General features: G+C 61.5%; 21 protein-coding genes and 1 pseudogene. 11 read left to right on the top strand and 11 right to left on the bottom strand.

Going from position 1 to position 25,194, the window contains the following annotated elements; translation table 11 throughout:
* Nucleotides 1-272: pseudogene (locus tag BFP93_RS29010) on the bottom strand (hypothetical protein); the annotation flags it as partial.
* Between BFP93_RS29010 and BFP93_RS13115 the strand changes: the two are divergent.
* From BFP93_RS13115 to BFP93_RS13105, 3 genes are all read left to right on the top strand, one after another.
* Nucleotides 271-810 carry an RNA polymerase sigma factor gene (locus BFP93_RS13115; protein WP_065893445.1) on the top strand — a complete coding sequence of 180 codons (540 nt, stop codon included), beginning with the start codon at nt 271-273 and terminating at the stop codon, nt 808-810. The pseudogene BFP93_RS29010 and the gene BFP93_RS13115 overlap by 2 nt on opposite strands.
* The gene (locus BFP93_RS13110; protein WP_065893444.1) at nt 807-1,772 is read left to right on the top strand and encodes a FecR family protein; all 966 of its coding nucleotides are present in this window, start codon (nt 807-809) and stop codon (nt 1,770-1,772) included. The genes BFP93_RS13115 and BFP93_RS13110 overlap by 4 nt, the downstream gene beginning before the upstream one ends.
* 118 nt (nt 1,773-1,890) lie before the next feature.
* Nucleotides 1,891-4,449, top strand: coding sequence for a TonB-dependent receptor (locus BFP93_RS13105; RefSeq protein WP_065893443.1), 2,559 nt, complete (start codon nt 1,891-1,893; stop codon nt 4,447-4,449).
* A 121-nt stretch (nt 4,450-4,570) separates the two neighbouring features.
* Here the strand turns inward: BFP93_RS13105 and BFP93_RS13100 are convergent, their stop codons facing one another.
* The 4 genes from BFP93_RS13100 to BFP93_RS13085 form a co-directional block, all read right to left on the bottom strand.
* Nucleotides 4,571-5,788 carry a class I SAM-dependent methyltransferase gene (locus BFP93_RS13100; protein WP_065893442.1) on the bottom strand — a complete coding sequence of 406 codons (1,218 nt, stop codon included), beginning with the start codon at nt 5,786-5,788 and terminating at the stop codon, nt 4,571-4,573.
* A gap of 161 nt (nt 5,789-5,949) precedes the next feature.
* The gene (locus BFP93_RS13095) at nt 5,950-6,567 is read right to left on the bottom strand and encodes a TPM domain-containing protein (protein ID WP_065893441.1); all 618 of its coding nucleotides are present in this window, start codon (nt 6,565-6,567) and stop codon (nt 5,950-5,952) included.
* A gap of 31 nt (nt 6,568-6,598) precedes the next feature.
* The gene (locus BFP93_RS13090; protein WP_065893440.1) at nt 6,599-7,333 is read right to left on the bottom strand and encodes a TPM domain-containing protein; all 735 of its coding nucleotides are present in this window, start codon (nt 7,331-7,333) and stop codon (nt 6,599-6,601) included.
* Between the two features lie 18 nt (nt 7,334-7,351).
* Entirely contained in the window at nt 7,352-7,963 is a 612-nt protein-coding gene (locus BFP93_RS13085) for a LemA family protein (RefSeq protein ID WP_065886194.1), read from the bottom strand.
* 238 nt (nt 7,964-8,201) lie between these two features.
* On the opposite strand from BFP93_RS13085, the gene bglX reads away from it, so the two are divergent.
* Nucleotides 8,202-10,493 (top strand): beta-glucosidase BglX, encoded by a 2,292-nt coding sequence (bglX, locus tag BFP93_RS13080; RefSeq protein WP_065893439.1) that lies wholly within the window; start codon nt 8,202-8,204, stop codon nt 10,491-10,493.
* Nucleotides 10,494-10,657: 164 nt separating this feature from the next.
* Here bglX and BFP93_RS13075 read toward each other — a convergent pair whose 3' ends face one another.
* The 4 genes from BFP93_RS13075 to BFP93_RS13060 form a co-directional block, all read right to left on the bottom strand.
* Nucleotides 10,658-11,815 carry a phospholipase D-like domain-containing protein gene (locus BFP93_RS13075; RefSeq protein WP_065893438.1) on the bottom strand — a complete coding sequence of 386 codons (1,158 nt, stop codon included), beginning with the start codon at nt 11,813-11,815 and terminating at the stop codon, nt 10,658-10,660.
* A gap of 1 nt (nt 11,816) precedes the next feature.
* Entirely contained in the window at nt 11,817-12,395 is a 579-nt protein-coding gene (locus BFP93_RS13070; RefSeq protein WP_065893437.1) for a YceI family protein, read from the bottom strand.
* A gap of 170 nt (nt 12,396-12,565) precedes the next feature.
* Nucleotides 12,566-12,880 (bottom strand): amidase, encoded by a 315-nt coding sequence (locus tag BFP93_RS13065; RefSeq protein WP_065893436.1) that lies wholly within the window; start codon nt 12,878-12,880, stop codon nt 12,566-12,568.
* The gene (locus BFP93_RS13060; RefSeq protein WP_065893435.1) at nt 12,877-13,950 is read right to left on the bottom strand and encodes a serine hydrolase domain-containing protein; all 1,074 of its coding nucleotides are present in this window, start codon (nt 13,948-13,950) and stop codon (nt 12,877-12,879) included. The genes BFP93_RS13065 and BFP93_RS13060 overlap by 4 nt, the downstream gene beginning before the upstream one ends.
* 185 nt (nt 13,951-14,135) lie before the next feature.
* Between BFP93_RS13060 and olsB the strand changes: the two genes are divergently transcribed.
* Nucleotides 14,136-14,891 (top strand): L-ornithine N(alpha)-acyltransferase, encoded by a 756-nt coding sequence (gene olsB, locus BFP93_RS13055; RefSeq protein WP_065886188.1) that lies wholly within the window; start codon nt 14,136-14,138, stop codon nt 14,889-14,891.
* Nucleotides 14,891-15,682 carry a lysophospholipid acyltransferase family protein gene (locus BFP93_RS13050; protein ID WP_065893434.1) on the top strand — a complete coding sequence of 264 codons (792 nt, stop codon included), beginning with the start codon at nt 14,891-14,893 and terminating at the stop codon, nt 15,680-15,682. Before olsB ends, BFP93_RS13050 begins: the two co-directional genes overlap by 1 nt.
* Before the next feature lie 112 nt (nt 15,683-15,794).
* Here BFP93_RS13050 and BFP93_RS13045 read toward each other — a convergent pair whose 3' ends face one another.
* Nucleotides 15,795-16,379, bottom strand: a complete 585-nt coding sequence (locus BFP93_RS13045; protein WP_065893433.1) for an acyl carrier protein phosphodiesterase — start codon at nt 16,377-16,379, stop codon at nt 15,795-15,797.
* A 154-nt stretch (nt 16,380-16,533) separates the two neighbouring features.
* Here BFP93_RS13045 and BFP93_RS13040 point away from each other — a divergent pair, with 154 nt between their 5' ends.
* Nucleotides 16,534-16,854 carry an ArsR/SmtB family transcription factor gene (locus BFP93_RS13040; RefSeq protein ID WP_065893432.1) on the top strand — a complete coding sequence of 107 codons (321 nt, stop codon included), beginning with the start codon at nt 16,534-16,536 and terminating at the stop codon, nt 16,852-16,854.
* Nucleotides 16,855-16,986: 132 nt separating this feature from the next.
* Nucleotides 16,987-18,042 carry an alkene reductase gene (locus tag BFP93_RS13035; RefSeq protein WP_065893431.1) on the top strand — a complete coding sequence of 352 codons (1,056 nt, stop codon included), beginning with the start codon at nt 16,987-16,989 and terminating at the stop codon, nt 18,040-18,042.
* 304 nt (nt 18,043-18,346) lie between these two features.
* On the opposite strand, the gene BFP93_RS13030 is transcribed toward BFP93_RS13035, so the two are convergent.
* The gene (locus tag BFP93_RS13030) at nt 18,347-18,979 is read right to left on the bottom strand and encodes a TetR family transcriptional regulator (RefSeq protein WP_065886175.1); all 633 of its coding nucleotides are present in this window, start codon (nt 18,977-18,979) and stop codon (nt 18,347-18,349) included.
* 286 nt (nt 18,980-19,265) lie between these two features.
* Here BFP93_RS13030 and BFP93_RS13025 point away from each other — a divergent pair, with 286 nt between their 5' ends.
* From BFP93_RS13025 to adeC, 3 genes are read left to right on the top strand one after another with little or no spacing between them, the layout of a single operon-like run.
* Nucleotides 19,266-20,411 (top strand): efflux RND transporter periplasmic adaptor subunit, encoded by a 1,146-nt coding sequence (locus BFP93_RS13025; RefSeq protein ID WP_065893430.1) that lies wholly within the window; start codon nt 19,266-19,268, stop codon nt 20,409-20,411.
* A 3-nt stretch (nt 20,412-20,414) separates the two neighbouring features.
* Nucleotides 20,415-23,576: an efflux RND transporter permease subunit gene (locus BFP93_RS13020; protein WP_065886173.1), complete on the top strand. Its 3,162-nt coding sequence runs from the start codon at nt 20,415-20,417 to the stop codon at nt 23,574-23,576.
* Nucleotides 23,573-25,030: an AdeC/AdeK/OprM family multidrug efflux complex outer membrane factor gene (gene adeC / locus BFP93_RS13015; RefSeq protein ID WP_065893429.1), complete on the top strand. Its 1,458-nt coding sequence runs from the start codon at nt 23,573-23,575 to the stop codon at nt 25,028-25,030. Before BFP93_RS13020 ends, adeC begins: the two co-directional genes overlap by 4 nt.
* The last annotated feature ends 164 nt before the right edge of the window (nt 25,031-25,194 follow it).

Here is a 25,194-nt window from a genome sequence, read left to right as displayed (position 1 = left end):
GGGGCGCCTGAGATCAAGATCAAAAGCAGATCAAGATCAAGAGCGACTCGCTTCGCATCGTGGTTACGGTTGGGCGCTACAGAGTTGTGTAGATGCCTATGCCCCGATAGCGGCGCATCAGTCAACACATTCGGTGACTGACACACCGTCATCGGGGGCAAGCCCCCTCCCACATTGAATTGAGTACAGCTCTTAGATAGAGACAAATGACAATAATTCTCGATATCATTCGCGACCTTTCCAAGCCGTGCTGCGTCAAGAAGGATATCCATGTCTCGTCCCAAGCCCGACCCATTGTCGGCCGATGCCTGTCGCGGGTTCTATGCAGATATCCTGCATTTCCTGCGCAAACGCACGGACAACGCCAGTGACGCGGCGGATATGACCCAGGATGTGTTTACCCAATGGCTGGACTACCGCGACCGGGCCAAGGTCGAGCAGCCACGGGCGTTTCTGTTTCAGATGGCGCGCAACCTGCTGCGCGATCACTGGCGTAAACAGCAGGTACGCCGCAGTGTCCACGCCGATTCAGCCGACGCCCCCACCGAAGCCGTCACCGACGAGCAAAACGAGCCCATGGCCGCCGCGCTGCGCATCCAGCGCCTGGAACACTTGAAAGAAGTCCTCGCCGAACTCTCGCCCCGTCGGCGCGAAGCCCTTATGCTGCATCGCTTCGAAGGCTTGAGCCAGGCACAGATCGCCGCGCGCATGGGCATTTCGACGAGCATGGTGGAAAAGCACATTGCTTTTGCCCTGCTGCATTGCAAGCGACGTCTTCAACCTGACCCCGGCACGGAGCAGCCCCAATGAGCCGCCTGAGCGACCTCGACGCGCTGGACATCGACGCGAGCGACGCCATTGATGCCCAAGCCGCCAGCTGGTTTGCACGCAACCGCAGCCACGCGGACCGTGTCGACCGCAAGGCCTTCGCCGCCTGGCGGGCCAACCCGGCCCATGCGCGCGCCTATGCCGAATTCGAGCAATTGTGGACCGACCTCGCCCAGTTGCAGCCATTGAACAAACCCTTGGCGCTGCCCCGGCGCAAACCGGTATGGCGCCCCGCGCTGGCAATCGCGGCCGCCTTGCTCTGCGCCGTTCTTGCCCCTCATCTCGGTGCGCCACGCGAGCTGTATCACGCCCAGGTTGCCGGTCATGCCAAGGGCATGCGCACCCTGCACCTGCCCGATGGCAGCACCTTGTATGTGAACGCCAACACCCGCATTCGCATGGAGTTCACCGCGCACCAGCGCATCCTTCATCTGGACAAAGGCCAGTTGTACATCGAAGTGGCCGCCGATCAGGAACGCCCGCTGTACGTACAAGCCGGCGAGGCGAATGTGCGGGTGGTGGGCACCGGTTTCGATGTGCGCCGCAGCGAACAGCAACTGGTGGTCAGCGTGGCCCATGGCCAAGTGGTCTTCGAGCCGGATCGAACACACCCCGCCGCGTTGCTCCAGGCCAGGCAACGCGCCAGTTACCAGTACGCCAATGGCACGCTGCAGCAGCAAACCCTCAACGCCGAAGACGTCGCCGATTGGCGCAGCGGGCACTTGGCGTTTCGTAATCGCGAGCTGGCCAGCCTGATCGACGAATTGAGCCTGTACCGTCCCCAGGCGCCTCTACAGGTCAGCAAGGCCGTGGCGCAACTCAAGGTGTCGGGCAACCTGGATGTGAATGACCCGGACGCACTGCTCAACGCCCTGCCCGCCCTGTTACCGGTGAAAACCGTGACGTCCGCCGACGGCATTGTGCGAATCGAATCAAGCAAATAAGCCACACATGAGAATATTTTGCATTCGCATGTGTGGATTTTTTTGCGTGCCCCGTCTTCCTCCCGTCTGCGTTTGATACGCACACCTTTTTGGCTATTTAGCCGCACCGGGGGATCTCATGTTTCGCGCGCCTTGCCCTGCTTCGCACCTGTTTCTACGGCCGACCCTGCTTGCCACCTGCCTGGCGTTCAGCGTCAGCGCCCAGGCCGAGTCATTCACGCTGCAACTGCCGGCCCAGCCGTTGGCGACCTCCCTGAGCCAGGTGGCCCGGCAGGCGAAGATCCAGCTGCTGTTCGATGAGGCGTTGCTCAAGCATGTGCAGGCGCCGGCCCTCAAAGGGGAGTACAGCGCAGAAGAAGCGATTCGCAGCCTGCTCAAAGGCGCCGACTTCACCCTGATCAAGGTCGGCACGACCTATGTGGTGCGCGCCGATGCGGCCAGGACCACGCAAGGCCGCGCAATCCAGCTCGATACCTCGAGCGTGATCGGCACCGGCAACGAAGTGGACTCCAGTACCGTCAACCGCTCCACCCTGACCCAGGCCGACATCGACCGCTACCAGTCCAATAACATCCCCAGCCTGTTGCAGACGCTGCCCGGCGTGAGCCAGGGCGGCTCGCTCAAGCCCGGCGGCCAAACCATCAACATCCGGGGCTTCGGCGATGCCGAAGACGTGCCGATGACCGTGGATGGCGCGACCAAGAGTGGTTTTGAGCGCTACCAGCAGGGCACCGTCTTTATCGAGCCCGAGCTGATCAAGAGCATTGAGGTAGAGAAAGGCCCGAACTCACCGTTCACCGGCAACGGCGGCTTTGGCGGCACGGTCAACATGACCACCAAGGATGCCCCGGACCTGCTCAAGGACGGTCGCAACAGCGGCGCAATGCTCAAATACGGCTACTCGAGCAACGACCATGAACAGGTCTACAGCAGTGCCGTGTATGGCCGAACCGACGACGGCCGTTTCGATGCGCTGGCCTATCTGACCCAACGCGACGGCGGCGACATGAAGGTTGCCGCCAAGCTGCCCAACGAGAACAACCAGTACCCGATCAATCCTCAGCGCTTGCCCAACAGCGCCCAGGATGTGGACGGCAAGCTGTTCAAGGTCAACGCGTACTTCACCGAGGAACACAGTGTCGGCCTGTCCTACTCGCGCTCCCACAGCAACCGCTGGACACCCTTCTCCGCCGCCAGCTACCCGACACCACCGACCCAGCTCAACATCGACCGCTACGGTTACGAAGGTGCACTCAAGCGCTTTCTGGCGCACCGCGATACCGTCGACACCACCTGGTCGGGCAAGTACCACTACCAGCCGCTGGACAACCCGCTGGTGGACATGACCGTCAAGTACTCTCAGTCCAACACCGAACAGAGCGACGAGCGTGACGCCACCGCGTTTTTCCAGTTGGCCACCGGCGGGCGCAAGATGGACACCGCCTACACCGACAAACATCTGGATATCCGCAACGTCAGCCTGTTCGACACCGGCCCCCTGCAGCATGCGCTGACAGTCGGTGGGCAGGTGCGCAAGCACGTGCGCGACACCGAAATGTGGATGCCCGGCAGCACCTACAATACGCCGCGCTATAACTACGGCCATTTCCAGCCGGGCTTCATGCCCCACGGCAAGGTCGACACCAACAGCTTCTTCATCCAGGACGCAGTGACCCTGGGCGACCTGACCATCACCCCGTCGCTGCGCTACGACCATGTGCGCAACCGGGGCGAAGGCAATGATGCGCCGTACTACAACAACCCTGACCCTGCGATCGGCCACGACTACAGCGACCGCACCTACACCGGCTGGTCGCCGCGCCTGGCGCTGTTCTGGACCGTCACGCCCAACGTCGGCCTGTTCGCCAACTGGAGCCAGACCTGGCGTGCGCCGGTGATCGACGAGCAATACGAAGTGCAGGGCCTGGGCAGCCGCACCGCCACCAGCGTGGACCTGGACCCGGAGCGCATCACCTCGATTACCCTGGGCAACATCACCCACTTCGACAATCTCGTCGCCCAGGATGACAACCTGCAATTGCGCACCACCTTGTTCCACAACAAGGTCGAAGACGAAATCTTCAAGGCCACCGGCGTGGGGTGCCGGAACCAGGCCGTCAACGGCGGCACGATTGGCTCCGCCTGCCCAGCGGGGGCGATGTCCAACTACCGCAATATCGGCGGCCTGACGATCAAGGGCATCGAAGTCGAGTCGATCTATAACTCCACCTACGTGTTCGGCTCGGTGTCCTTCGCCTATGCCAAAGGCCAGCACGAAGGCGCCTATACCAACCCCTGGGGCCCGGACGTGGCAGCGCGGGATATCCCGCCGACCAAATGGGTGCTGGTGCTGGGTACCCACATTCCGGCCTGGGATGCCCAGGTAGGCTGGATGGGCCAGTTCATCGGCGCCACCGATCGCCTGCCCAGCGACAACTATTCCGGCGGCCCGGGTTCAGGGGTGGGCGATCTGTTCTACGACCAGTATGGCAACAAGCGCTACAACACCCAGGGCCTGTTCGGCAAATGGACACCGCAACAGGCGTACCTCAAGGGCACCGAGGTGAACTTCACCGTGGACAACCTGTTCAACGAAAACTTCCGCCCGGCGTTGAGCGGCGACCGCGCCTATACCAAGGGGCGCGATGCGAAGATCAGCGTGACGCGATTCTTCTGATTGCTACACCGAGTCTAAATGTGGGAGGGGGCTTGCCCCCGATGGCGGTGGATCAGCCAATGAACCTGTTGGCTGACACACTGCAATCGGGGGCAAGCCCCCTCCCACATGGGGCCTGTGTTCAGGCCAAGAGACCATCGGCGCGCAGCAGGGTTTCCAGGCAATGTTCGGTGATGTGGTAGAACGCCTTGAGTTCTTGGATTTTCACCAATAGCTGCGCGTTGTCCAAAGGCTCGGCACGCTTGATCGCCAGGATCATCTTGTTCTTGTTGGTGTGCTCCAACGAGATGAACTCGAACACTTTGGTCTCATAGCCACAGGCTTCGAGAAACAAGGCGCGCAGGCTGTCGGTGACCATTTCCGCCTGTTGGCCCAGGTGCAGGCCGTATTGCAGCATCGGCTTGAGCAGCGCCGGGCTCTGGATCTGCAGGCGGATCTGTTTGTGGCAGCACGGCGAACACATGATGATCGACGCACCGGAACGGATACCGGTGTGAATCGCATAATCGGTGGCGATATCGCAGGCATGCAGGGCGATCATCACGTCCAGCCGGCTCGGCGCGACGCTGCGCACATCGCCGCACTTGAACACCAGCCCCGGGTGCTCCAAGCGCGCGGCCGCTTCGTTGCACAGGGTGACCATGTCCTGGCGCAACTCGACACCGGTCACTTCGCCTTCGGCCTTGAGCGTGTTGCGCAGGTAGTCGTGGATCGCAAACGTGAGGTAGCCCTTGCCCGAGCCAAAATCGGCAACGCGTACGGGTTGGTCGAGCTGCAACGGCGACGACGTCAGCGCGTGACTGAACACTTCGATGAACTTGTTGATCTGCTTCCACTTGCGCGACATCGACGGAATCAGCGCCTGCTTGGCGTCGGTCACGCCCAGGTCGGCGAGGAACGGCCGGCTCAGGTCGAGGAAGCGATTTTTCTCGCGGTTATGCTCGGCCGATGGCGCCTCACGCAATTGCTGCGGCTTGCTTTTGAACAGCGAGCTTTTGTTCTTCTTGCTGTATTCCAGCTGGGCTTCGTCAGTCAGCGACAACAGGTGCGCGTTCTTGAACGAGGCCGGCAGCAGCTCGGCAATCGCCGCCACACCGTCGGCCAGCGCCAGGTTCTTGGTGATGTCGCGGGTCTTGTAGCGGTAGACGAAGGACAGGCAGGGCTGTTCCTTGACGGTGACCGCTTTGATGATCAGCCGCTGCAGTTCGGCTTCATCACCGACGTACTTGGCCAGCACCAGCTTGATAAAGGCGTTATGCGCCAGGCTTGCGGTCAGCAGTTCGATGAACTGGGCATGATGATCCGGTGCAGGGCTGGCGGGTTGAGCGGTGACGGACATGAACAAAAACGCCTCGGGCAAAGAATGCCGGGCATTTTAGGGGGGATAGCCCGCAACGGCACGGAGTTATTTGACCAGTGGTCAGTTCCAACAGCCAAGGTAGATCCAAATGTGGGAGGGGGCTTGCCCACTCCCACATTTAGAGAGCTGTGTTGACTGGGTTATTTGAGTACGACCAGGCGATTGGGCAGCTCATTGCGCGTCTGCGTCACCGGCACATGCACTTTGAGCAATTCACCACAGGCCTCGATGCACGCAATGAACCCTGCCAGCGTTTGCCCCTGTTTCACCTGTTGGGTGAACGCCCTGACGATGCCATCCCAGTTGCTGTCGTCCAACCGCTTGGAGATGCCGTCATCCACCAGAATTTCCACATAGCGCTCCGCCTCGCTGACAAAAATCAGCACCCCGGTGCTGCCCAACGTGTGATGCAGGTTCTGCTCGAGGAACTGGCGGCGCGCCAGGTTCGAGGCGCGCCAATGGCGCACCGAGCGCGGGATCAAACGGGTGGTGACCTTGGGCAAGCGAAACACCAGGCACAGCGCAATGAAGGTCGCCCACTGCGCCAGCAACAAGGTGTACATGGTCAGGTAGCCCGACAAGTAATGCACCACGCCAGGCACCACCAATGCAATCAGGCTGGCCCACAGCAACGGGATGTAGGCGTAGTCGTCGGCCCGCGCCGCCAGCACGGTGACCAGTTCGGCGTCGGTCTGTTGCTCGACCCGGGCGATCGCCTCGGCCACTTGGCGCTGCTCATGTTCAGTCAGTAATGCCATGGTTGTAGATGCTCTATTTTCGTTATTGTCATTACCAGCCGCCCGACGCCCCGCCACCGCCGAAACCACCACCGCCGCCGCGAAAACCACCGCCGCCGCCGCCCCCACCGCCACCGCCGCCGCGTCCGCTGCTGCTGAGGATCGCCAGCAGGATCGCGCCCACCGGCAGGCCCATGCGATTGCACAGCCACAACACGCCGATCAGCAGGACGAACAAACCGATGGAAAAGCCGGGATTGTCCTTGGCGAAATTCGTATCCGCCACGTGGGCCGGCACGGCCAGCGGTTCACCGCCCACCACCTGGATCATCGCCGCGACACCGTCGCTGATACCCTGGCTGAAATTGCCGACCTTGAACTTGGGCGCAATCACCTGATTGATGATCACCCAGGACTGCGCATCCGTCAGCACACCTTCCAGGCCGTAGCCGACTTCGATGCGCAACTTTCGCTCGTCGCGGGCCACGAGCAACAGCGCGCCGTTGTCCTTGCCCTTCTGGCCGATGCCCCACGCGCGGCCCAATTGATAACCGTAGTCCTCAATCGGCACACCCTGCAGGTCGGGCACGGTGACCACCACGATCTGGTCACCGGAGGTCTGCTCCAGCGCCTGCAATTGCTGGGTCAGGTGCTCGCGCACCGCCGGGTCGATCATCTGGGCGTTGTCCACCACCCGCCCGGTCAATGCCGGGAAGGTCAGGGCCGCCTGGGCCAGGCCCACGCAGCCCAGCAGCCACAGCGCCAGGCCTATCCGTAATAAACGCATCGACACCTCAAGGCAGCGTTATTTGAACTTCACCTGCGGCGCCTTATCGGCATCGGCACTGGTGGCTTCAAACGTGGCGCGGATCGGCAAGTCGCTGTACATCACGCTGTGCCACAGGCGACCCGGGAACGTGCGGATCTCGGTGTTGTAGGTCTGCACGGCCTGGATAAAGTCGCGACGGGCCACGGCGATACGGTTTTCCGTGCCCTCGAGTTGCGATTGCAGGGCCAGGAAGTTCTGGTTGGCCTTCAGGTCCGGATAGCGCTCGGACACCACCATCAAACGGCTGAGTGCGCCGCTCAGGCCGTCCTGGGCTTGCTGGAATTGCTTGAGTTTTTCCGGGTTGTCGAGGGTGCTCGCATCCACCTGGATCGAGGTGGCCTTGGCCCGCGCTTCAATCACGGCGGTGAGGGTGTCCTGCTCGTGGGCGGCGTAGCCCTTGACCACTTCCACCAGGTTGGGAATCAGGTCGGCACGGCGTTGGTACTGGTTCTGCACCTGGCCCCAGGCGGCCTTGGCCTGTTCGTCCAGGGTCGGGATGTTGTTGATGCCGCAACCGCTCAGCACGCTGCTGATCAATAACAGCGCCGCGGCTTTCAAGCCCCAGCGGTAACCTTGTGCTGCTTGCATGGTGTTTCTCCTGCCCAATCTGGATGGAATGTGATGACTAACCCTATAAACCACACGCTTGGGGCATAATCCGCCACCACTGGAATGCTTCGAGCCAATCAGCTACAAAGATGCCCAGCGCGAAAAAGAGTTCAGAGTGTGCTGCATTTATCTGAACAACACCCGAACAACAATAGACGCTCCCGTCATTTTGGCCGATCAGCCTGACCGCTGTGCAGTGAGCCGAAAAAGGATATTCATGAAGAAGCTGTGTTTGCTCGGCCTTGTCGCCACTCTGGCCAGCCACCCCGTATGGGCAGAAACAAAGCCTGCTGCGCTTAAAGACAAGGACGCCTTCGTCAGCGACCTGCTCAGGCAGATGACCCTCGATGAAAAGATCGGCCAGCTGCGCCTGATCAGCATCGGCCCGGAAATGCCCCGCGAGCTGATCCGCAAGGAAATCGCCGCCGGCCGCATCGGCGGCACCTTCAACTCCATCACCCGCCCAGAAAACCGTCCGATGCAGGACGCGGCCATGCGCAGCCGCCTGAAGATCCCGATGTTCTTCGCCTACGACGTGATCCACGGCCATCGTACGATTTTCCCGATCAGCCTGGCCCTGGCCTCCAGCTGGGACATGGACGCCATCGGCCGCTCCGGGCGCATCGCCGCCCAGGAAGCCGCCGCCGACAGCCTCGATATCACCTTCGCGCCGATGGTCGACATCTCCCGTGACCCGCGCTGGGGCCGCACCTCCGAAGGCTTCGGCGAAGACACCTACCTGGTGTCGCGCATTGCCGAAGTGATGGTCAAGGCGTTCCAGGGCGCCAGCGCCGCAAATGCCGACAGCATCATGGCCAGCGTCAAGCACTTCGCCCTGTACGGCGCGGTGGAAGGCGGCCGCGACTACAACGTGGTCGACATGAGCCCGGTCAAGATGTACCAGGACTACCTGCCGCCCTACCACGCGGCGATCAAGGCCGGCTCAGGCGGCGTGATGGTGGCGCTCAACTCGATCAACGGCGTGCCCGCCACCGCCAACACCTGGCTGATGAACGACCTGTTGCGCAAGGACTGGGGCTTCAAGGGCCTGGCCGTGAGCGACCACGGCGCGATCTTCGAACTGATCAAGCACGGCGTGGCCAGGGACGGGCGTGAAGCCGCCAAGCTGGCGATCAAGGCCGGCATCGACATGAGCATGAACGACACGTTGTACGGCAAGGAACTGCCGGGGCTGCTCAAGTCCGGCGAGATCGAACAGAGCGACATCGACAACGCCGTGCGCGAAGTGCTCGGCGCCAAGTACGACATGGGCCTGTTCAAGGACCCGTACCTGCGCATCGGCAAGGCTGAGGACGACCCGGCCGACACCTATGCCGACAGCCGCCTGCACCGTGCCGATGCCCGCGACATTGCGCGCCGCAGCCTGGTGTTGCTGAAGAACCACAACCAGACCCTGCCCCTGAAAAAATCCGCGACCATCGCCCTCGTTGGCCCGCTGGCCAAGGCCCCGATCGACATGATGGGCAGCTGGGCGGCGGCCGGCAAGCCGGAACAGTCGGTGACCCTGCTTGACGGCATGAACGCCGTGATCGGCGAAAAGGGCAAGATCCTCTATGCCCGCGGCGCCAACATCACCGGCGACAAGGCGGTGCTCGACTACCTCAACTTCCTCAACTTCGATGCCCCGGAAGTGGTGGATGACCCGCGCCCGGCCCAGGTGCTGATCGATGAGGCGGTGAAGGCTGCGCAGAATGCTGACGTGATCGTCGCGGCCGTGGGCGAGTCCCGTGGCATGTCCCACGAGTCGTCGAGCCGCACCGACCTGAACATCCCGCAAAGCCAGCGCGACCTGATCAAGGCCCTCAAGGCCACCGGCAAGCCGTTGGTGCTGGTGCTGATGAACGGCCGGCCGCTGTCGATTCTCGAAGAGAACCAACAGGCTGACGCGATCCTGGAAACCTGGTTCTCCGGGACCGAAGGCGGCAACGCCATCGCCGACGTGCTGTTCGGTGACTACAACCCGTCGGGCAAGCTGCCGATCACTTTCCCACGCTCCGTGGGGCAGATTCCCACCTACTACAACCACCTGAGCATCGGCCGGCCGTTCACGCCGGGCAAGCCGGGCAACTACACCTCGCAGTACTTCGATGACACCACCGGGCCCCTGTTCCCGTTTGGCTATGGCCTGAGCTACAGCACATTCGGCCTGTCGGACATGGCACTGTCGTCCACCACCCTGAACAAGACCGGCAAGCTCGACGCCAGCGTCACGGTGAAGAATACCGGCAAGGTCGATGGCGAAACCGTGGTGCAGCTGTATATCCAGGACGTGGCCGGCTCAATGATCCGGCCGGTGAAAGAGCTGAAGAACTTCCAGAAGGTCATGCTCAAGGCGGGTGAAGAACGCACCTTGCACTTCACCATTACCGAGGAAGACTTGAAGTTCTATAACGCCCAGCTCAAATTCGCCGCAGAGCCGGGAGAGTTCAATGTACAGATCGGGCTGGATTCCCAGGATGTGCAGCAGCAGAGCTTTGAACTGCTGTAACTGATCGTTCCCACGCTCTGCGTGGGAACGATCCTTAAAGCTGTATGTAGGAGCGAGCTTGCTCGCGAAAAACGTCAACGATAACGCGGGCTTTCTGAATGAACGCGGCGTTTGTGAGTTTTTCGCGAGCAAGCTCGCTCCTACATTTGATTGAGGTGATACAACTAGCCGCGCCGGTCCAGCAGATTCACCACCAACCGATCAATCCAGCCCCACACCCGCTGCTTCACCCGCCGCCACAATGGCCGCGCTTTCCACGCCTCCAGGCTCACCGCCTGGCTTTGCGCAAAATCACGCTCGAAACTGCCCGCCACCGCCTGCGTCAATTCAGGGTCCAGCGCTTCCAGGTTGGCTTCCAGATTGAAGCGCAGATTCCAGTGGTCGAAATTGCACGAGCCAATACTGACCCAGTCATCCACCAGCACCATCTTCAGGTGCAAAAAGCACGGCTGGTATTCAAATATCTGCACGCCTGAACGCAGCAGACGCGGGTAATAGCGATGCCCGGCGTAGCGCACCGACGGGTGATCGGTACGCGGGCCGGTGAGCAGCAAACGCACATCCACACCGCGCCCGGCCGCCCGGCGCAAGGCGCGGCGCACGCTCCAGGTGGGCAGGAAATACGGCGTGGCCAGCCAGATACGGGTCTTGCTGCTGTTCAGGGCGCGGATCAGCGATTGCAAAATATCACGATGCTGACGAGCGTCGGCATACGCAACGCGACCAAGACCGGGCCCGGTGGCAGGCACCTTGGGCAAGCGCGGCAAACCGAAATGGGTCGCCGGTTTCCACTCCCGACGTGCCGCGTTGGCGTGCCACTGGCGGTCGAACAAAGCCTGCCAATCCAGCACCAGCGGGCCGCTGATCTGCACCATCACTTCATGCCAGTCGGCCGTGTCTTGCCCCGGCGTCCAGAACTCATCGGTAACGCCGGTCCCGCCGATCACCGCGACGTCCTGGTCGATCAGCAACAGCTTGCGGTGGTCGCGGTACAGGTTGCGCATCCAGCGTCGCCAGCTCAGGCGATTGTAGAAACGCAGCTGCACACCCGCGTCGGTCAAGCGCTTGCGCAGTCCGAGGGTAAACGCCAGGCTGCCGTAATCATCGAACAGGCAGCGCACCTGCACCCCACGCTCGGCCGCGAGCACCAGCGCCTGCACCATCGCTTCGGCACAGGCCCCGGCTTCCACCAAATACAACTCCAGATCCACCTGCCGCTCGGCGCGAGCGATGCCCACCAGCATCTGCGGGAAAAAATTCGGTCCGTCGATCAACAGCTCGAAACGGTTGGCGCTGCGCCACGGGAACACCGCGCCGCCCATGTCAGCGCGCCGTGAAGATCAGTACCGCACCCACCGGCACCGACAAACTGATCGACTTCAACCCCGCCGCCTTGCGCAACGCGGCCACACCGGGTTGCAGCTCGAAATCTTCGGCGCGCACCACCACCGGCTCCAGGGTCACGACCTGAAAGCGCCGGTCATCCAGACGCGTGGCCAACAGCTCGGCGTTATAGGTGTGGGTCTTGCCATGCAAGGTAATGCTAAGCGGCAGGCGCAATTCCAATTGCGCGCCGGACGCCAAATCATTGATCGGTTGCAAGTTGATCTGCGTGCTGATCAACGCTTCGGGAAACTGCTTGATCTGAAACAGCTCCTTACGCATGCGCTCGTCACGCAGCGGGATACCACTGTTGATCGACTCCAGCTCCACCTGCACCTGGGCCGCGCCCTGGCCGTCGACCTTGCCGTGCAGCACCAGGAAGCGGTGCACTTCTGCAATCTCGGTATTTTTGGTGGTGACAAAGGACAGGCGTGAGGATTCGTTATCCAGGTACCAGTCGGCGTGGGCAGGCACGGCTGCGGCGGCCAAGAGGGCGAAGGCCAAGGGTTTGATTGACATTGAAGACTCGCGGGGAAAAACCTGAGCGAACCTTAAGCGCAATCTCCCAAGCGGCGCAAATCCAATGTGGGAGGGGGCTTGCCCCCGATGACGGTGGATCAGCAACACATCCAGTGACTGACACTCTGCCATCGGGGGCAAGCCCCCTCCCACAGAGAATCTTTGGTGTGTCAGGGGTTGAGGCGGCAGCCTTGGCGATCACCTAACCATCGCGCCGTGTGCGTACGCCCCAACCCACTCGCCGTCACTTCACTGCGTTCCGGCGTGTCGGTAAACGCACTGGTCGGCACGTACTGCTTCACATACCCCAGGCAATACTGCGCCGGGTTGTTCTGCACGTACCGGCACGAGCAATACTCCTTGGCCGTGTACGCCGCGATGATGTCGGGGAAGGCTTGCAGGTTGACGCGCTCGTGCCAGATCCAGCCCAACACTGCGAGCAGGAGCACCAGCAAAACGCTGACAAACGGATGACGGCGGATCATGACCGCACCGCCGCCAGCACGCGCTTGAGCAGTTCGTTATGCCGGTAGCTGCCGTCGCGGTCATCGCCGTAGCGCACGATCACCAGGTGTTCGTCGGGCAGCACAAACAGTGCCTGGCCCCAATGCCCCAGTGCAGCGAAGGTGTCGGCCGGCGCGTCGGGCCAGGGCTGGGGCGCGCCCTTGTTGAGCCACCATTGGCCGCCGGGCACAGCGTCATCCTGGCCCGCTTTGTATTTGTCGAATGGCTGCCGATTGAAGGCCACCCACGCTTTGGGCAGCAACTGTTGCTCACCCCAGCGTCCGTCCCGGGCCATCAGCAAGCCGACCCGCGCCAGGTCGCGAGCGGTGAGGTAGGCGTAGGACGAGGCGACGAAGGTTTCGTCGGCATCGGTTTCCCACGTCGCGTTGCGAATGCCCAATGGCTTGAACAGCGCATCCCACGGATAGCTCATGTACGCCTTGTGGCCGAGCATCCCTTTAAGCGCAGCGGACAGAATGTTGCTGTCGCCGCTGGAATAGCGAAACGCCTGGCCGGGTTCGGCGGCTGCCTCGGTATCGGCGGCAAATTGCGCCATATCCCCACGCCCACGGGTGTAAAGCATCGCCACGACAGAAGACTTCAACGGGGCGTATTCATAGTCCTCCTGCCAATCCAACCCCGAAGCCCAATGCAGCAAGTCGGCCATGCTGACCTTGGGGTGCTGTTTCATCGGCGAATAGAAGCGCGCGACGGGGTCGGTGAGCTTGAAGCGCCCTTCACCGTAGGCCACGCCGAGCACCGTGGCCATCAGGCTTTTGCTCACCGACCAGGTCAGGTGCGGGGTGCTGACGGTGGTGGGTGCGGCGTAGCGTTCATAGATGATCACGCCGTCACGAATAACCAGCAGCGCGTCGGTGCGAATGCCTTGGCGGGTGGTGTCGTCACGGGGCGGGAAAGCGTAGGCGTTCAGCGCATCGAAGGCGGGACCTGCCAGGGGTGTGCCCAGGGCCCACTCCTTTTCGGGCCAGACTTCGGCGCGGGCAGTAACGGTGACGAACAGCACAACAACGCACAACAGGCCTCGGACCATGGGCACAAACTCAAGGGGGGCATTCAAGCCCGCGAGCCTAGCGCAGGCCCATGACAGATTTGCGACATGAGGCTTGTCACCCAACCGTCACCGTAACTTCATGGAGATGACACCGAGGCTACATAGCCTGACTTTGGACAACAAAGTCGACTGGCCGCAACCTGGCCGGCACTCGGAGACTCGCTATGACTCAGATCGCCCGCATCAGCGACAAAGGCAATGAACGCCGCCTGCAAGCCGAACGCCTGGTAGGCGCACAGGCCTTGCAGGAAGCCCAGGCCCTGCGGTTCAACGTGTTCAGCGGCGAGTTCAACGCCAAGCTGAAAGGCGCGGAACTGGGTCTGGACATGGATGACTATGATGTTCACTGCAGCCACATTGGCGTGCGGGATTTGAACAGCGGTCGGCTCGTCGCTACCACGCGTTTGCTCGACCACCAGGCCGCCAGCACCCTGGGCCGGTTCTACAGCGAGGAAGAGTTCAGCCTGCATGGCTTGCTGCACTTGCAGGGCCCGATCCTGGAAATCGGCCGCACCTGCGTCGACCCGGCCTATCGCAACGGCGGCACCATCGCGGTGTTGTGGGGGGAGTTGGCCGAGGTACTCAACCAGGGTGGCTACAGCTACCTGATGGGCTGCGCGAGCATCCCGATGCACGATGGCGGCATCCAGGCCCACGCGATCATGCAGCGTCTGCGCGAGCGCTACCTGTGCAACGAGCACCTGCGCGCCGAACCGAAGAAACCCCTGCCGGCCCTGGACCTGCCCTCCAACGTCATCGCCGAAATGCCGCCGCTGCTCAAGGCCTATATGCGCCTGGGCGCGAAGATCTGCGGCGAACCGTGCTGGGACGAAGATTTCCAGGTGGCCGATGTGTTCATCCTGCTCAAGCGCGATCAGCTGTGCCCGCGCTACGCGCGCCACTTCAAGGCGGCGATGTGATGGATCGCCTGCGCGTGTACGGGCGCATTGCCCGCGTCCTGCTGGTGGTGGCGCTGGGCCTGAGCATGGCCAGTGTGTTTGGCCTGTTCGAGCGCCTGGGGGTGGCCAACTCAATGGTGCGGCGCCAGCGGTGGTCGCGGTTCTTCATGGCCCGGCTGACCAATGCCCTGCCCTTTCGCGTGACGGTGCACGGCGAGCTGCCGCAAACGCCGATGCTGTGGGTGAGCAATCATGTGTCCTGGACGGATATTCCGCTGCTGGGCATGGTCACGCCACTGTCGTTTCTGTCCAAAGCCGAAGTGCGCACCTGGCCGGTGGCCGGCTGGCTGGCGGCCAAGGCCGGCAGCCTGTTCATTCGTCGCGGTTCGGGTGACAGCCAGTTGATCCGCAAGCAGATGACCCGTCATCTGGAACAAAATCACCCGCTGCTGATGTTTCCGGAAGGCACCACCACCGACGGACGCAGCCTGCGCACGTTTCACGGGCGCTTGCTGGCCAGTGCGATCGATGCGGATGTGTCGCTGCAACCGGTGGCGATACGGTATCTGCGCGACGGTCAGGTGGACTCACTGGCGCCGTTCATCGGCGATGATGACTTGCTGTCGCACCTGATGCGGCTGTTCGCCAATGACCAGGGCGATGTGGAGATTCATCTGCTCAAGCCGATTGCCTGCGCCGGGCAGGAGCGCGCGGCACTGGCGTATCAGGCGCAGCAAGCGGTGCAGAAGGCCTTGTTCGGGCCGTTGCCGGAGAGTGAGCAGGCGCATGTGCGACCAGCGTTTGCCGCCTGAATGCTGTGAATACACTCCAAATGTGGGAGGGGGCTTGCCCCCGATAGCAGTGATTCAGTCACTACATACAGTGACTGACACACCGCCATCGGGGGCAAGCCCCCTCCCACATTTAGTTTTGTGTAGCTTGTAGCGTTTGTACGAATGCCTGCAGCTCTGGATAGAACTCACTGAAGTCTTTGCTCAGCGGCTCATACAACATTCGCAACTCCTGCATCGCAAATCCCAGCGCCTCTGGGTCCGTCAGCCGCCGCGAAATCCCGCGCAGCACCGGCTCCATCACCGCAAACTCACGATAAGACCCCAACCAGTCATCCGCCGCCATATACGGCGCAATCTGCGCCAGCCGCCCCGGCAACGCAGGTTCTGCGGCGAGCACGCGGTACACCTTTGCGGTGAAGCGCTCCAGGGGCTGATCGGCATACAGCGCCCAATCCCGCGCCAGGCAATGGTCGAAAAACACATCGAGCACGATCCCGGCATAGCGCCTGCGGGTCAGGCTGAAGCGCGACAACGCAGCCCCTACCAACGGGTGGCTGTCCGTGAACCGGTCAATGGAGCGATGCAACTGGATCGCCGCTTCGATTTGCGGGTTGAACTGGCCCTGCAGGCGGCCTTTGACGAAGTCGCCATACAGGCTGCCCAGCAATTGCGCAGGCAGTTGGCCGCCCAGGTGCAGATGTGCGAGATAATTCATGGCGCGCAGTCTACCACTGCGACCAACATATCGTTATAACCCGATATACCGATTCGTGCAGATATCAGATCAAAATCATATTTGTATATCGGGATATGACGATTTAAAGTTCGCTTCATCGCGATATAACGTTTTACGACACCGAGCCCCTGCCATGTCCATCGACCTCGACGAAATAATAAAAGCCCTGGCCCACCCAGTACGACGAGACATCCTTACCTGGCTGAAAGACCCGAAAGTGCAGTTTCCCGAACAACTGCACAACCACGAATACGGCATCTGCGCCGGGCAGATCGACCAGCGCTGCGGCTTGTCCCAGTCGACCGTGTCGGCCCACTTGGCGACCTTGCAACGGGCGGGCCTGATCACCAGCCAGAAAGCCGGACAGTGGCACTTTTTCAGACGCAACGAAGAAACGATCCAAGCCTTCCTCGCAGCGCTCATCAGCGAACTCAGCGCCCCTGCGCTGCAATAAGGAGCCGCAAATGCCGCTCTCATTGCTCATGATTTTCGCGCTGCTGGTGACCCTGATTACTTTCCGCCAGAACGGCAATGCCGACCTGGCCCCCGCGACCAACTGATCAACTTGAAGAGAAGGTACTTTCCCATGACGACTATTTTTGATCCGATAAAACTGGGCGACCTGGAACTGTCGAACCGCATCATCATGGCGCCGCTGACCCGCTGCCGTGCCGACGCCGGCCGCGTGCCCAATGCGCTGATGGCCGAGTATTACGTGCAACGCGCATCCGCCGGGCTGATCCTCAGCGAAGCCACCTCCGTGACGCCCATGGGCGTGGGTTACCCGGACACGCCGGGCATCTGGTCCAACGACCAGGTGCGCGGCTGGGCCAACATTACCAAGGCCGTGCACGGCGCAGGCGGCAAGATCTTCCTGCAACTGTGGCACGTCGGCCGCATCTCCCATGAGTCATACCTCAATGGCGAGGCCCCGGTGGCACCGAGCGCGGTCCAGGCCAAAGGCCACGTCAGCCTGGTGCGCCCGCTGGCCGACTACCCCACCCCGCGCGCCCTGGAAACCGCTGAAATCGCCGACATCGTCGACGCTTACCGCACCGGCGCCGAAAACGCCAAGGCGGCCGGTTTCGACGGTGTGGAAATCCACGGTGCCAACGGCTACCTGCTCGACCAGTTCCTGCAAAGCAGCACCAACCAGCGCACCGACCAATACGGCGGCTCCCTGGAAAACCGTGCGCGCCTGTTGCTGGAAGTGACCGATGCCGCCATCGAAGTCTGGGGCGCCGGCCGCGTGGGCGTGCACCTGGCACCGCGCGCCGACGCCCACGACATGGGCGATGACAACCTGGCGGAAACCTTCACCTATGTCGCCAGCGAACTGGGCAAACGTGGCATCGCCTTCATCTGTTCCCGTGAAAAAGAAGGCGCCGACAGCCTCGGCCCGCAACTGAAAAAAGCCTTCGGCGGCATGTACATCGCCAACGAACGCTTCACCAAAGACAGCGCCAACGCCTGGCTGGCCGCCGGCAAGGCCGATGCGGTGGCCTTCGGCATACCGTTCATTGCCAACCCGGACCTGCCGGCACGCCTGAAGGCCGATGCGCCGCTGAACGAGCCGCACCCGGAAACCTTCTATGGCAAAGGCCCGGTGGGTTATATCGATTATCCGACGCTTCCGATCTAACTGACCGAAACACAAAGCAATGTGGGAGGGGGCTTGCTCCCGATAGCGGAGCTTCAGTCAACACATCAGTGACTGACACACTGCTATCGGGAGCAAGCCCCCTCCTACATTTTTGACCGCATGTTTCGTCTTGGAAACATCACTTCACAGAACCGCAACAATATCGCTACAAAATACTTAGGCGGCTACCTATCAACCGCCCGCCAGCCCGTATATAAAGTCACCCCACAAATCAGGCAAAAGGACGATTGACCGTCCTTGGGCTTTACTGTTGACACAACTGGTCGCAATTACGCATTTTGTCTCAATTGCGCAGGCTCGGACTCAGGCGCAGCATGTCCAGCCCCGCGTCCACCCAGCGCTCGGCGTCCTGATGCAGTTGAAAGCTTTCAGGCACCAGCAGCCACTGGCCGATAAGGCCGTGGATGTAGGCATGAATGCACACCGCAGCACGGTTGGTATCAAGGCTTTCCGGTAATTGCCCGCGATGCACCGCGTTACGCAACGTCAGGCCGATACGCAGGTTGCACTCCAGGCTATGGGCCTGGCGCTGGCGGCGCATGTCACACATTTCATCGGTGAACTCGCACTTATGAAACAGGATCTCGTTGATGCGCCGGGTTTTCGGGTCCAGGGCCACTTGATGATAGAGATGAATCAGCAGTTTGCGCATGCACCCCAACGGATCGACTTCATCCTCGCTTTCACTCGCCCGGGCCAATTCATCCAGGGGTTCGTGCAGCGTGTCGAGCAGGGCTTGCAGCAAATCGGACTTGTTACTGAAATGCCAGTAGATGGCACCGCGCGTCACGCCGGCCAGGGCGGCGATGTCCGCCAGCGTGGTCCGTGCAACGCCACGTTCATAAAAGGCTTGCTCGGCGGCTTGGAGGATCTGGCTGCGCGTTTCCTGAGCTTCCTCTTTGGTGCGACGAACCATGGCAGTAAAACCTCAATCAGAACACTGGGGACTATCGTTAACGCAACGTTAATAGACGTGAACGATCATCTGAATAATTGTGGGACGACACCGTCATGGGCGCCGAACGTACTAAAATCGAGGCTTTGGGCGCTGCTTTGTCAACATTCCGCCCTGCCTGTCAAGAGTTTACAAACAACCATGAACGTAAGTATATTGCGTAGCAAGCTACTTATCTACTCACGGCTTGTTTTTTACCCTTCCACACTTCTTGTGCGCACTCTGCGCGCCTGACCCGAGGATCTTCATGCAACTTAAGCCAGCTGTTACCGCTCTGGTCACTGCCGTCGCCCTGGCATCGCTGCTCAGCGGATGTAAAAAGGAAGAAGCGGCTCCGCCCGCTCAAACCCCTCAGGTCGGCGTGGTCACCATTCAACCGCAAGCCTTTACCCTGACCACCGAGCTGCCGGGCCGCACCACGGCCTTCCGCATTGCCGAAGTGCGCCCGCAGGTGAACGGCATCATTCTCAAGCGCCTGTTCAAGGAAGGCGCCGACGTGAAGGAAGGGCAGCAGCTCTACCAGATCGATCCATCGGTGTATGAAGCCACGCTCAAGAGCGCCCAGGCCAAGCTGACGCAGACCAAATCGATCACCGATCGCTACAAGCAACTGGTCGATGAGCAAGCCGTCAGCCGCCAGGAATACGACACCGCCGTCGCCAACCGCATGACGGCCGAGGCCGACCTGCAGAATGCGCAGATCAATGTGCGCTACACCAAAGTGTTCGCGCCGATCTCCGGGCGCATCGGCCGTTCCGCGGTCACCGAAGGCGCACTGGTCAGCAACGGCCAGGCCGATGCCATGGCTGTGATCCAGCAGTTGGACCCGATCTACGTTGACGTCACCCAGTCCTCGGCCGAAATGCTGAAACTGCGTCGTGACCTGGAAAGCGGCCAACTGCAAAAATCCGGCGACAACGCCGCCATGGTCAAGCTGACCCTGGAAGACGGCAGCGACTACGGCCAGCAAGGCAAACTGGAGTTCTCTGAAGTGTCGGTCGACCAGACCACCGGTTCCGTGACCCTGCGCGCCGTGTTCCCCAACCCCAACCATGTGCTGCTGCCGGGTATGTTCGTGCACGCCCAACTGCAAGCCGGTGTGAACAGCAAGGCCATTCTCGCGCCGCAACAGGGCGTGACCCGTGACCTCAAGGGCACTCCGACGGCCCTGATCGTCAACGCCGACAACAAGGTCGAGCAGCGTGAACTGGTGGCCAACCGTACCGCCGGCGCCTATTGGCTGGTGGAGAAAGGCCTCAACGCGGGCGATCGCGTCATCACCGAAGGCTTGCAGTACGTCAAGCCGGGCGCCGAGGTGAAAGTCACCGAAGCCGGCAACGCCAAGCCCGCCGGTTCTGCCGCTCCTGCTGCCGCTGCCGGCAAAGGGGAGTAATCCATGTCGAAATTTTTTATCGACCGTCCCATTTTCGCCTGGGTAATTGCCCTGGTGATCATGCTGGTCGGGGCACTGTCGATCCTGAAGCTGCCCATCAACCAATACCCGGCCATCGCGCCAACCGCCATTGATATCCAGGTGACCTACCCAGGCGCGTCCGCACAAACCGTGCAGGACACCGTGGTGCAGGTGATCGAGCAACAACTCAATGGTATCGACAACCTGCGCTATGTGGCCTCGGACAGTAACTCCGACGGCAGCATGACTATTACCGCGACGTTCAACCAGGGTACCAACCCGGACATCGCCCAGGTTCAGGTGCAGAACAAGCTGAACCTGGCGACCCCACTGCTGCCGCAGGAAGTGCAGCAGCAGGGTATCCGCGTGACCAAGTCGGTGAAGAACTTCCTGATGGTGATCGGTCTGGTGTCGGAAGACGGCAGCATGACCAAGGACGACCTCTCCAACTACATCGTGTCCAACATCCAGGACCCGATTTCCCGTACCTCGGGTGTGGGTGACTTCCAGGTCTTCGGTTCGCAGTACGCCATGCGTATCTGGCTCGACCCGGCCAAGCTGAACAACTTCCAGCTCACCCCGGTGGATGTCAGCAATGCCATCAAGGCCCAGAACGTGCAGGTGGCCACCGGCCAACTGGGCGGTCTGCCTGCCCTGCCCGGCACTCAATTGAACGCCACCATCATCGGCAAGACGCGTCTGCAAAGCGCCGAAGAATTCGCCAAGATCCTGATGAAAGTGAATCCCGACGGCTCGCAAGTGCGCCTGGGCGACGTTTCGCGTATTGAACTGGGCGGCCAGAACTACAGCATCAGCGCGCAATTCAACGGTAAGCCGGCGTCCGGTATGGCGATCAAGCTGGCCGCCGGGGCGAACGCCCTGGACACCGGTAAAGCGATCCGCGCCACCGTGGCGTCCCTGGAACCGTTCTTCCCGCCCGGCATGAAAGCCGTGGTGCCGTACGACACGACCCCGGTAGTGACCGAGTCGATCTCCGGTGTGGTTCACACCCTGGTCGAAGCGATCGTGCTGGTGTTCCTGGTGATGTTCCTGTTCCTGCAGAACTTCCGCGCCACCATCATCACCACCATGACCGTACCGGTGGTATTGCTGGGTACGTTCGGGATCCTGGCGGCGTTCGGTTTCACCATCAACACCCTGACCATGTTCGGCATGATCCTGGCCATCGGCTTGCTGGTGGACGATGCCATCGTCGTGGTGGAAAACGTCGAACGGGTCATGGCCGAGGAGCACCTGTCGCCCAAGGAAGCGACCATCAAGTCCATGGGCCAGATCCAGGGCGCCCTGGTGGGTATTGCCCTGGTACTCTCGGCGGTATTGCTGCCGATGGCCTTCTTCGGCGGCTCCACCGGCGTGATCTACCGTCAGTTCTCCATCACCATTGTGTCGGCGATGGCGTTGTCGGTACTGGTTGCCCTGATCTTCACCCCGGCCCTGTGCGCCACCATGCTCAAGGCGATCGATCCGGAAAAGCACGGCCAACCCAAGCGCGGCTTCTTCGGCTGGTTCAACCGCACCTTCGACAGCGGCGTACTCAAGTACGAGCGCGGCGTGGGCGGGATGATCAAGCACAAGATCCCGGCTTTCATCGTGTATGCGCTGATCCTGGCCGGCATGATCTGGATGTTCACCCGTATCCCGAGCGCGTTCCTGCCTGAAGAAGACCAGGGCGTGATCTTTGCCCAGGTACAGACCCCCGTGGGCGCCTCGGCTGAGCGTACGCAAAAAGTCATCGACGACATGCGCGCCTTCCTGCTGCATGACAAGGAAGGCGAGCCAGGCGAAGGCAAGGCCGTGAAGTCGGTATTTACCGTGAACGGTTTCAACTTCGCCGGTCGCGGCCAGAGCTCGGGCCTTGCATTCGTGATGCTCAAGCCGTGGGACGAGCGTGATTCGTCGCAGTCGGTATTCGAAGTGGCCAAGCGGGCCCAGGGTTACTTCTTCGGGGCCTTCAAGGACGCCATGGTATTTGCCATCGTGCCGCCTTCGGTTCTGGAACTGGGTAACGCCACCGGCTTCGACGTGTTCCTGCAAGACCAGGGTGGCGTCGGCCACGACAAGCTGATGGCAGCGCGTAACCAGTTCCTCGGTGCGGCGGCCCAAAGCAAGATACTGGCAGGCGTGCGCCCCAACGGCGTGAACGATGAGCCGCAGTACGAACTGACCGTCGATGACGAGAAAGCCAGCGCCCAGGGCATCAGCCTGTCGGACATCCAGCAGACCCTGGCCATCGCGCTGGGCGGCAGCTACATCAACGACTTCATCGACCGTGGTCGGGTGAAGAAGGTGTATGTGCAGGGTGATGCGGCCAGCCGTATGTCGCCGGAAGACCTGGACAAATGGTTCGTGCGCGCCGACTCCGGGAAGATGGTGCCACTGTCGGCCATCTCGTCGGGCAAGTGGATCTACGGCTCGCCCAAGCTCTCGCGTTATAACGGTGTAGCGGCCATGGAAATCCTCGGCACCCCGGCGCCTGGCTACAGTACCGGTGACGCAATGGCGGAAGTCGAGCGCATTGCCAAGGAACTGCCGGCCGGCGTCGGCTATGCCTGGACGGGCCTGTCGTACGAAGAACGTCTGTCCGGCTCCCAGGCACCTGCGTTGTATGCCTTGTCGCTGCTGGTGGTGTTCCTGTGTCTCGCGGCACTGTATGAAAGCTGGTCGATCCCGATTGCGGTGATCCTGGTGGTACCGCTGGGTGTGATCGGTGCACTGATCGCCACCAGCATGCGCGGCTTGTCCAACGACGTGTTCTTCCAGGTGGGCTTGCTGGTCACGGTGGGCCTGGCGGCGAAAAACGCGATCCTGATCGTGGAGTTCGCCAAGGAGTTGCACGAGCAAGGCAAGGGCATTGTCGAGGCGGCCATCGAGGCGTCCCGCATGCGTCTGCGCCCGATCATCATGACGTCCATGGCGTTCGTGCTCGGCGTACTGCCGCTGGCGATTTCCAGCGGCGCAGGCTCGGGCAGCCAGCATGCAATCGGTACCGGTGTGATCGGCGGTATGATCACCGCAACGGTTCTGGCGATCTTCTGGGTGCCGCTGTTCTACGCAACCGTGTCTTCGGCCGGCGAACGCAAAAAGAAACACACCACTGAAACTCCTAAAGAGGCTGGCCAATGAGCAAGTCGCTACTTTCCTTAGCCGTCACCGCCTTCGTGCTCAGTGGCTGCTCGCTTATCCCTGACTACCAGCGCCCCGAAGCGCCGGTAGCGGCGCAGTTCCCGCAGGGGCCGGCGTACTCGTCGGCCCAGGCGCCGGGCCAGGCTGCCGCCGAGCAGGGCTGGAAGCAGTTTTTCCATGACCCTGCCCTGCAGCAACTGATCCAGACCGCGCTGGTGAACAACCGTGACCTGCGCGTCGCGGCCCTGAACATCGACGCTTATGCGGCGCAGTACCAGATCCAGCGTGCCGACCTGTTCCCGGCCGTCTCGGCCACCGGCAGCGGCAGCCGCTCGCGTACTCCGGCGCGGTTGTCGCAGACCGGCGAATCGAGCATCTCCAGCCAATACTCGGCGGGCCTGGGGATCAGCGCTTATGAGCTGGACCTGTTTGGTCGCGTGCGCAGCCTGAGCGAAGAAGCATTGCAGAAGTACTTCGCCACCGAAGAAGCGCGGCGCAGCACCCAGATCAGCCTGGTGGCCAGTGTGGCCAATGCCTACCTGACCTGGCAGGCCGACAAGGAACTGCTCAAGCTGACCCAGGACACGCTCGGCGCGTTCGAGCAGAGCTTCAAGCTGACCTCGCGCAGCAACGAAGTCGGCGTGGCTTCGGCCCTCGACCTCAGCCAGGCGCGCACTTCGGTGGAGAACGCCCGGGTGCAGCTTGCCCGCTATACGCGCCAGGTGGCCCAGGATGAAAACAGCCTGACCCTGCTGCTGGGCACCGGCCTGCCGGCGAATATCGCCAGCAAGCCACTGTCCGATGACCTGCTCAGCGAAGTCCCCGCCGGCCTGCCGTCGGACCTGCTGCAACGGCGTCCCGACATCGTTCAGGCCGAGTACAACCTCAAGGCCGCCAACGCCAATATCGGTGCGGCCCGCGCGGCGTTCTTCCCGAGCATCAGCCTGACCGCCAGCGCCGGTACCGCCAGCCCGAACCTGGGTGGCCTGTTCAAGGGCGGCTCGGGCACCTGGTCGTTCGCACCGCAGATCAACATCCCGATCTTCAACGCCGGTAGCCTGCGCGCCAGCCTGGACTACTCGAAGATCCAGAAAGAGATCAACGTGGCCAACTACGAGAAGGCGATCCAGACCGGCTTCCAGGAAGTCTCCGACGGCCTCGCTGCGCGTCAGACCTACAAGCAGCAACTGGACGCCCAACGTGGCTTCGTCGCCGCCAACCAGGATTACTACCGCCTGGCCGAGCGTCGCTACCGCATTGGTGTCGACAGTAACCTGACCTTCCTGGACGCCCAGCGCCAACTGTTCAGTGCCCAGCAATCGCTGATCACCGACCGCCTGGCGCAGCTGACCAGCGAGGTCAACCTGTACAAGGCCCTCGGCGGTGGCTGGAACGAGCAGACGGCCAAGAACGAGCCGGTGAAAGAAGAAGCACCGGCGCTGAAGTTGTTCTGATCGCGCTGATGCAGATGAAACCGCTTCCCTTACCGGAAGCGGTTTTTTTTTGCCATGTCACTAACCCTTGCGAACCAAAGGTGGGCGCTGGCTTGCCTTCCCTTCAACCTTTCAGGGTAAGATTGGTAACAGATTCTTACAGACCACAGAGGGAGCTTGTCGTA

Source organism: Pseudomonas sp. 44 R 15 (assembly GCF_900004965.1).
Classification (GTDB): domain Bacteria; phylum Pseudomonadota; class Gammaproteobacteria; order Pseudomonadales; family Pseudomonadaceae; genus Aquipseudomonas; species Aquipseudomonas orientalis_A.
Note: the sequence above shows the minus strand (reverse complement) of the source record. Positions and strands in the feature narration are given on the sequence as shown.

Coding starts and splice junctions, on each gene's coding strand:
- BFP93_RS13035 (WP_065893431.1), top strand. CDS start 16,987: ATGACGACTATTTTTGATCCGATAAAACTGGGCGACCTGGAACTGTCG.
- BFP93_RS13110 (WP_065893444.1), top strand. CDS start 807: ATGAGCCGCCTGAGCGACCTCGACGCGCTGGACATCGACGCGAGCGAC.
- BFP93_RS13060 (WP_065893435.1), bottom strand. CDS start 13,950: ATGGTCCGAGGCCTGTTGTGCGTTGTTGTGCTGTTCGTCACCGTTACT.
- BFP93_RS13030 (WP_065886175.1), bottom strand. CDS start 18,979: ATGGTTCGTCGCACCAAAGAGGAAGCTCAGGAAACGCGCAGCCAGATC.
- BFP93_RS13040 (WP_065893432.1), top strand. CDS start 16,534: ATGTCCATCGACCTCGACGAAATAATAAAAGCCCTGGCCCACCCAGTA.
- BFP93_RS13050 (WP_065893434.1), top strand. CDS start 14,891: ATGGATCGCCTGCGCGTGTACGGGCGCATTGCCCGCGTCCTGCTGGTG.
- BFP93_RS13085 (WP_065886194.1), bottom strand. CDS start 7,963: ATGCAAGCAGCACAAGGTTACCGCTGGGGCTTGAAAGCCGCGGCGCTG.
- BFP93_RS13020 (WP_065886173.1), top strand. CDS start 20,415: ATGTCGAAATTTTTTATCGACCGTCCCATTTTCGCCTGGGTAATTGCC.
- BFP93_RS13065 (WP_065893436.1), bottom strand. CDS start 12,880: ATGATCCGCCGTCATCCGTTTGTCAGCGTTTTGCTGGTGCTCCTGCTC.
- BFP93_RS13075 (WP_065893438.1), bottom strand. CDS start 11,815: ATGGGCGGCGCGGTGTTCCCGTGGCGCAGCGCCAACCGTTTCGAGCTG.
- adeC (WP_065893429.1), top strand. CDS start 23,573: ATGAGCAAGTCGCTACTTTCCTTAGCCGTCACCGCCTTCGTGCTCAGT.
- BFP93_RS13095 (WP_065893441.1), bottom strand. CDS start 6,567: ATGGCATTACTGACTGAACATGAGCAGCGCCAAGTGGCCGAGGCGATC.
- BFP93_RS13105 (WP_065893443.1), top strand. CDS start 1,891: ATGTTTCGCGCGCCTTGCCCTGCTTCGCACCTGTTTCTACGGCCGACC.
- olsB (WP_065886188.1), top strand. CDS start 14,136: ATGACTCAGATCGCCCGCATCAGCGACAAAGGCAATGAACGCCGCCTG.
- bglX (WP_065893439.1), top strand. CDS start 8,202: ATGAAGAAGCTGTGTTTGCTCGGCCTTGTCGCCACTCTGGCCAGCCAC.
- BFP93_RS13045 (WP_065893433.1), bottom strand. CDS start 16,379: ATGAATTATCTCGCACATCTGCACCTGGGCGGCCAACTGCCTGCGCAA.
- BFP93_RS13115 (WP_065893445.1), top strand. CDS start 271: ATGTCTCGTCCCAAGCCCGACCCATTGTCGGCCGATGCCTGTCGCGGG.
- BFP93_RS13100 (WP_065893442.1), bottom strand. CDS start 5,788: ATGTCCGTCACCGCTCAACCCGCCAGCCCTGCACCGGATCATCATGCC.
- BFP93_RS13025 (WP_065893430.1), top strand. CDS start 19,266: ATGCAACTTAAGCCAGCTGTTACCGCTCTGGTCACTGCCGTCGCCCTG.
- BFP93_RS13070 (WP_065893437.1), bottom strand. CDS start 12,395: ATGTCAATCAAACCCTTGGCCTTCGCCCTCTTGGCCGCCGCAGCCGTG.
- BFP93_RS13090 (WP_065893440.1), bottom strand. CDS start 7,333: ATGCGTTTATTACGGATAGGCCTGGCGCTGTGGCTGCTGGGCTGCGTG.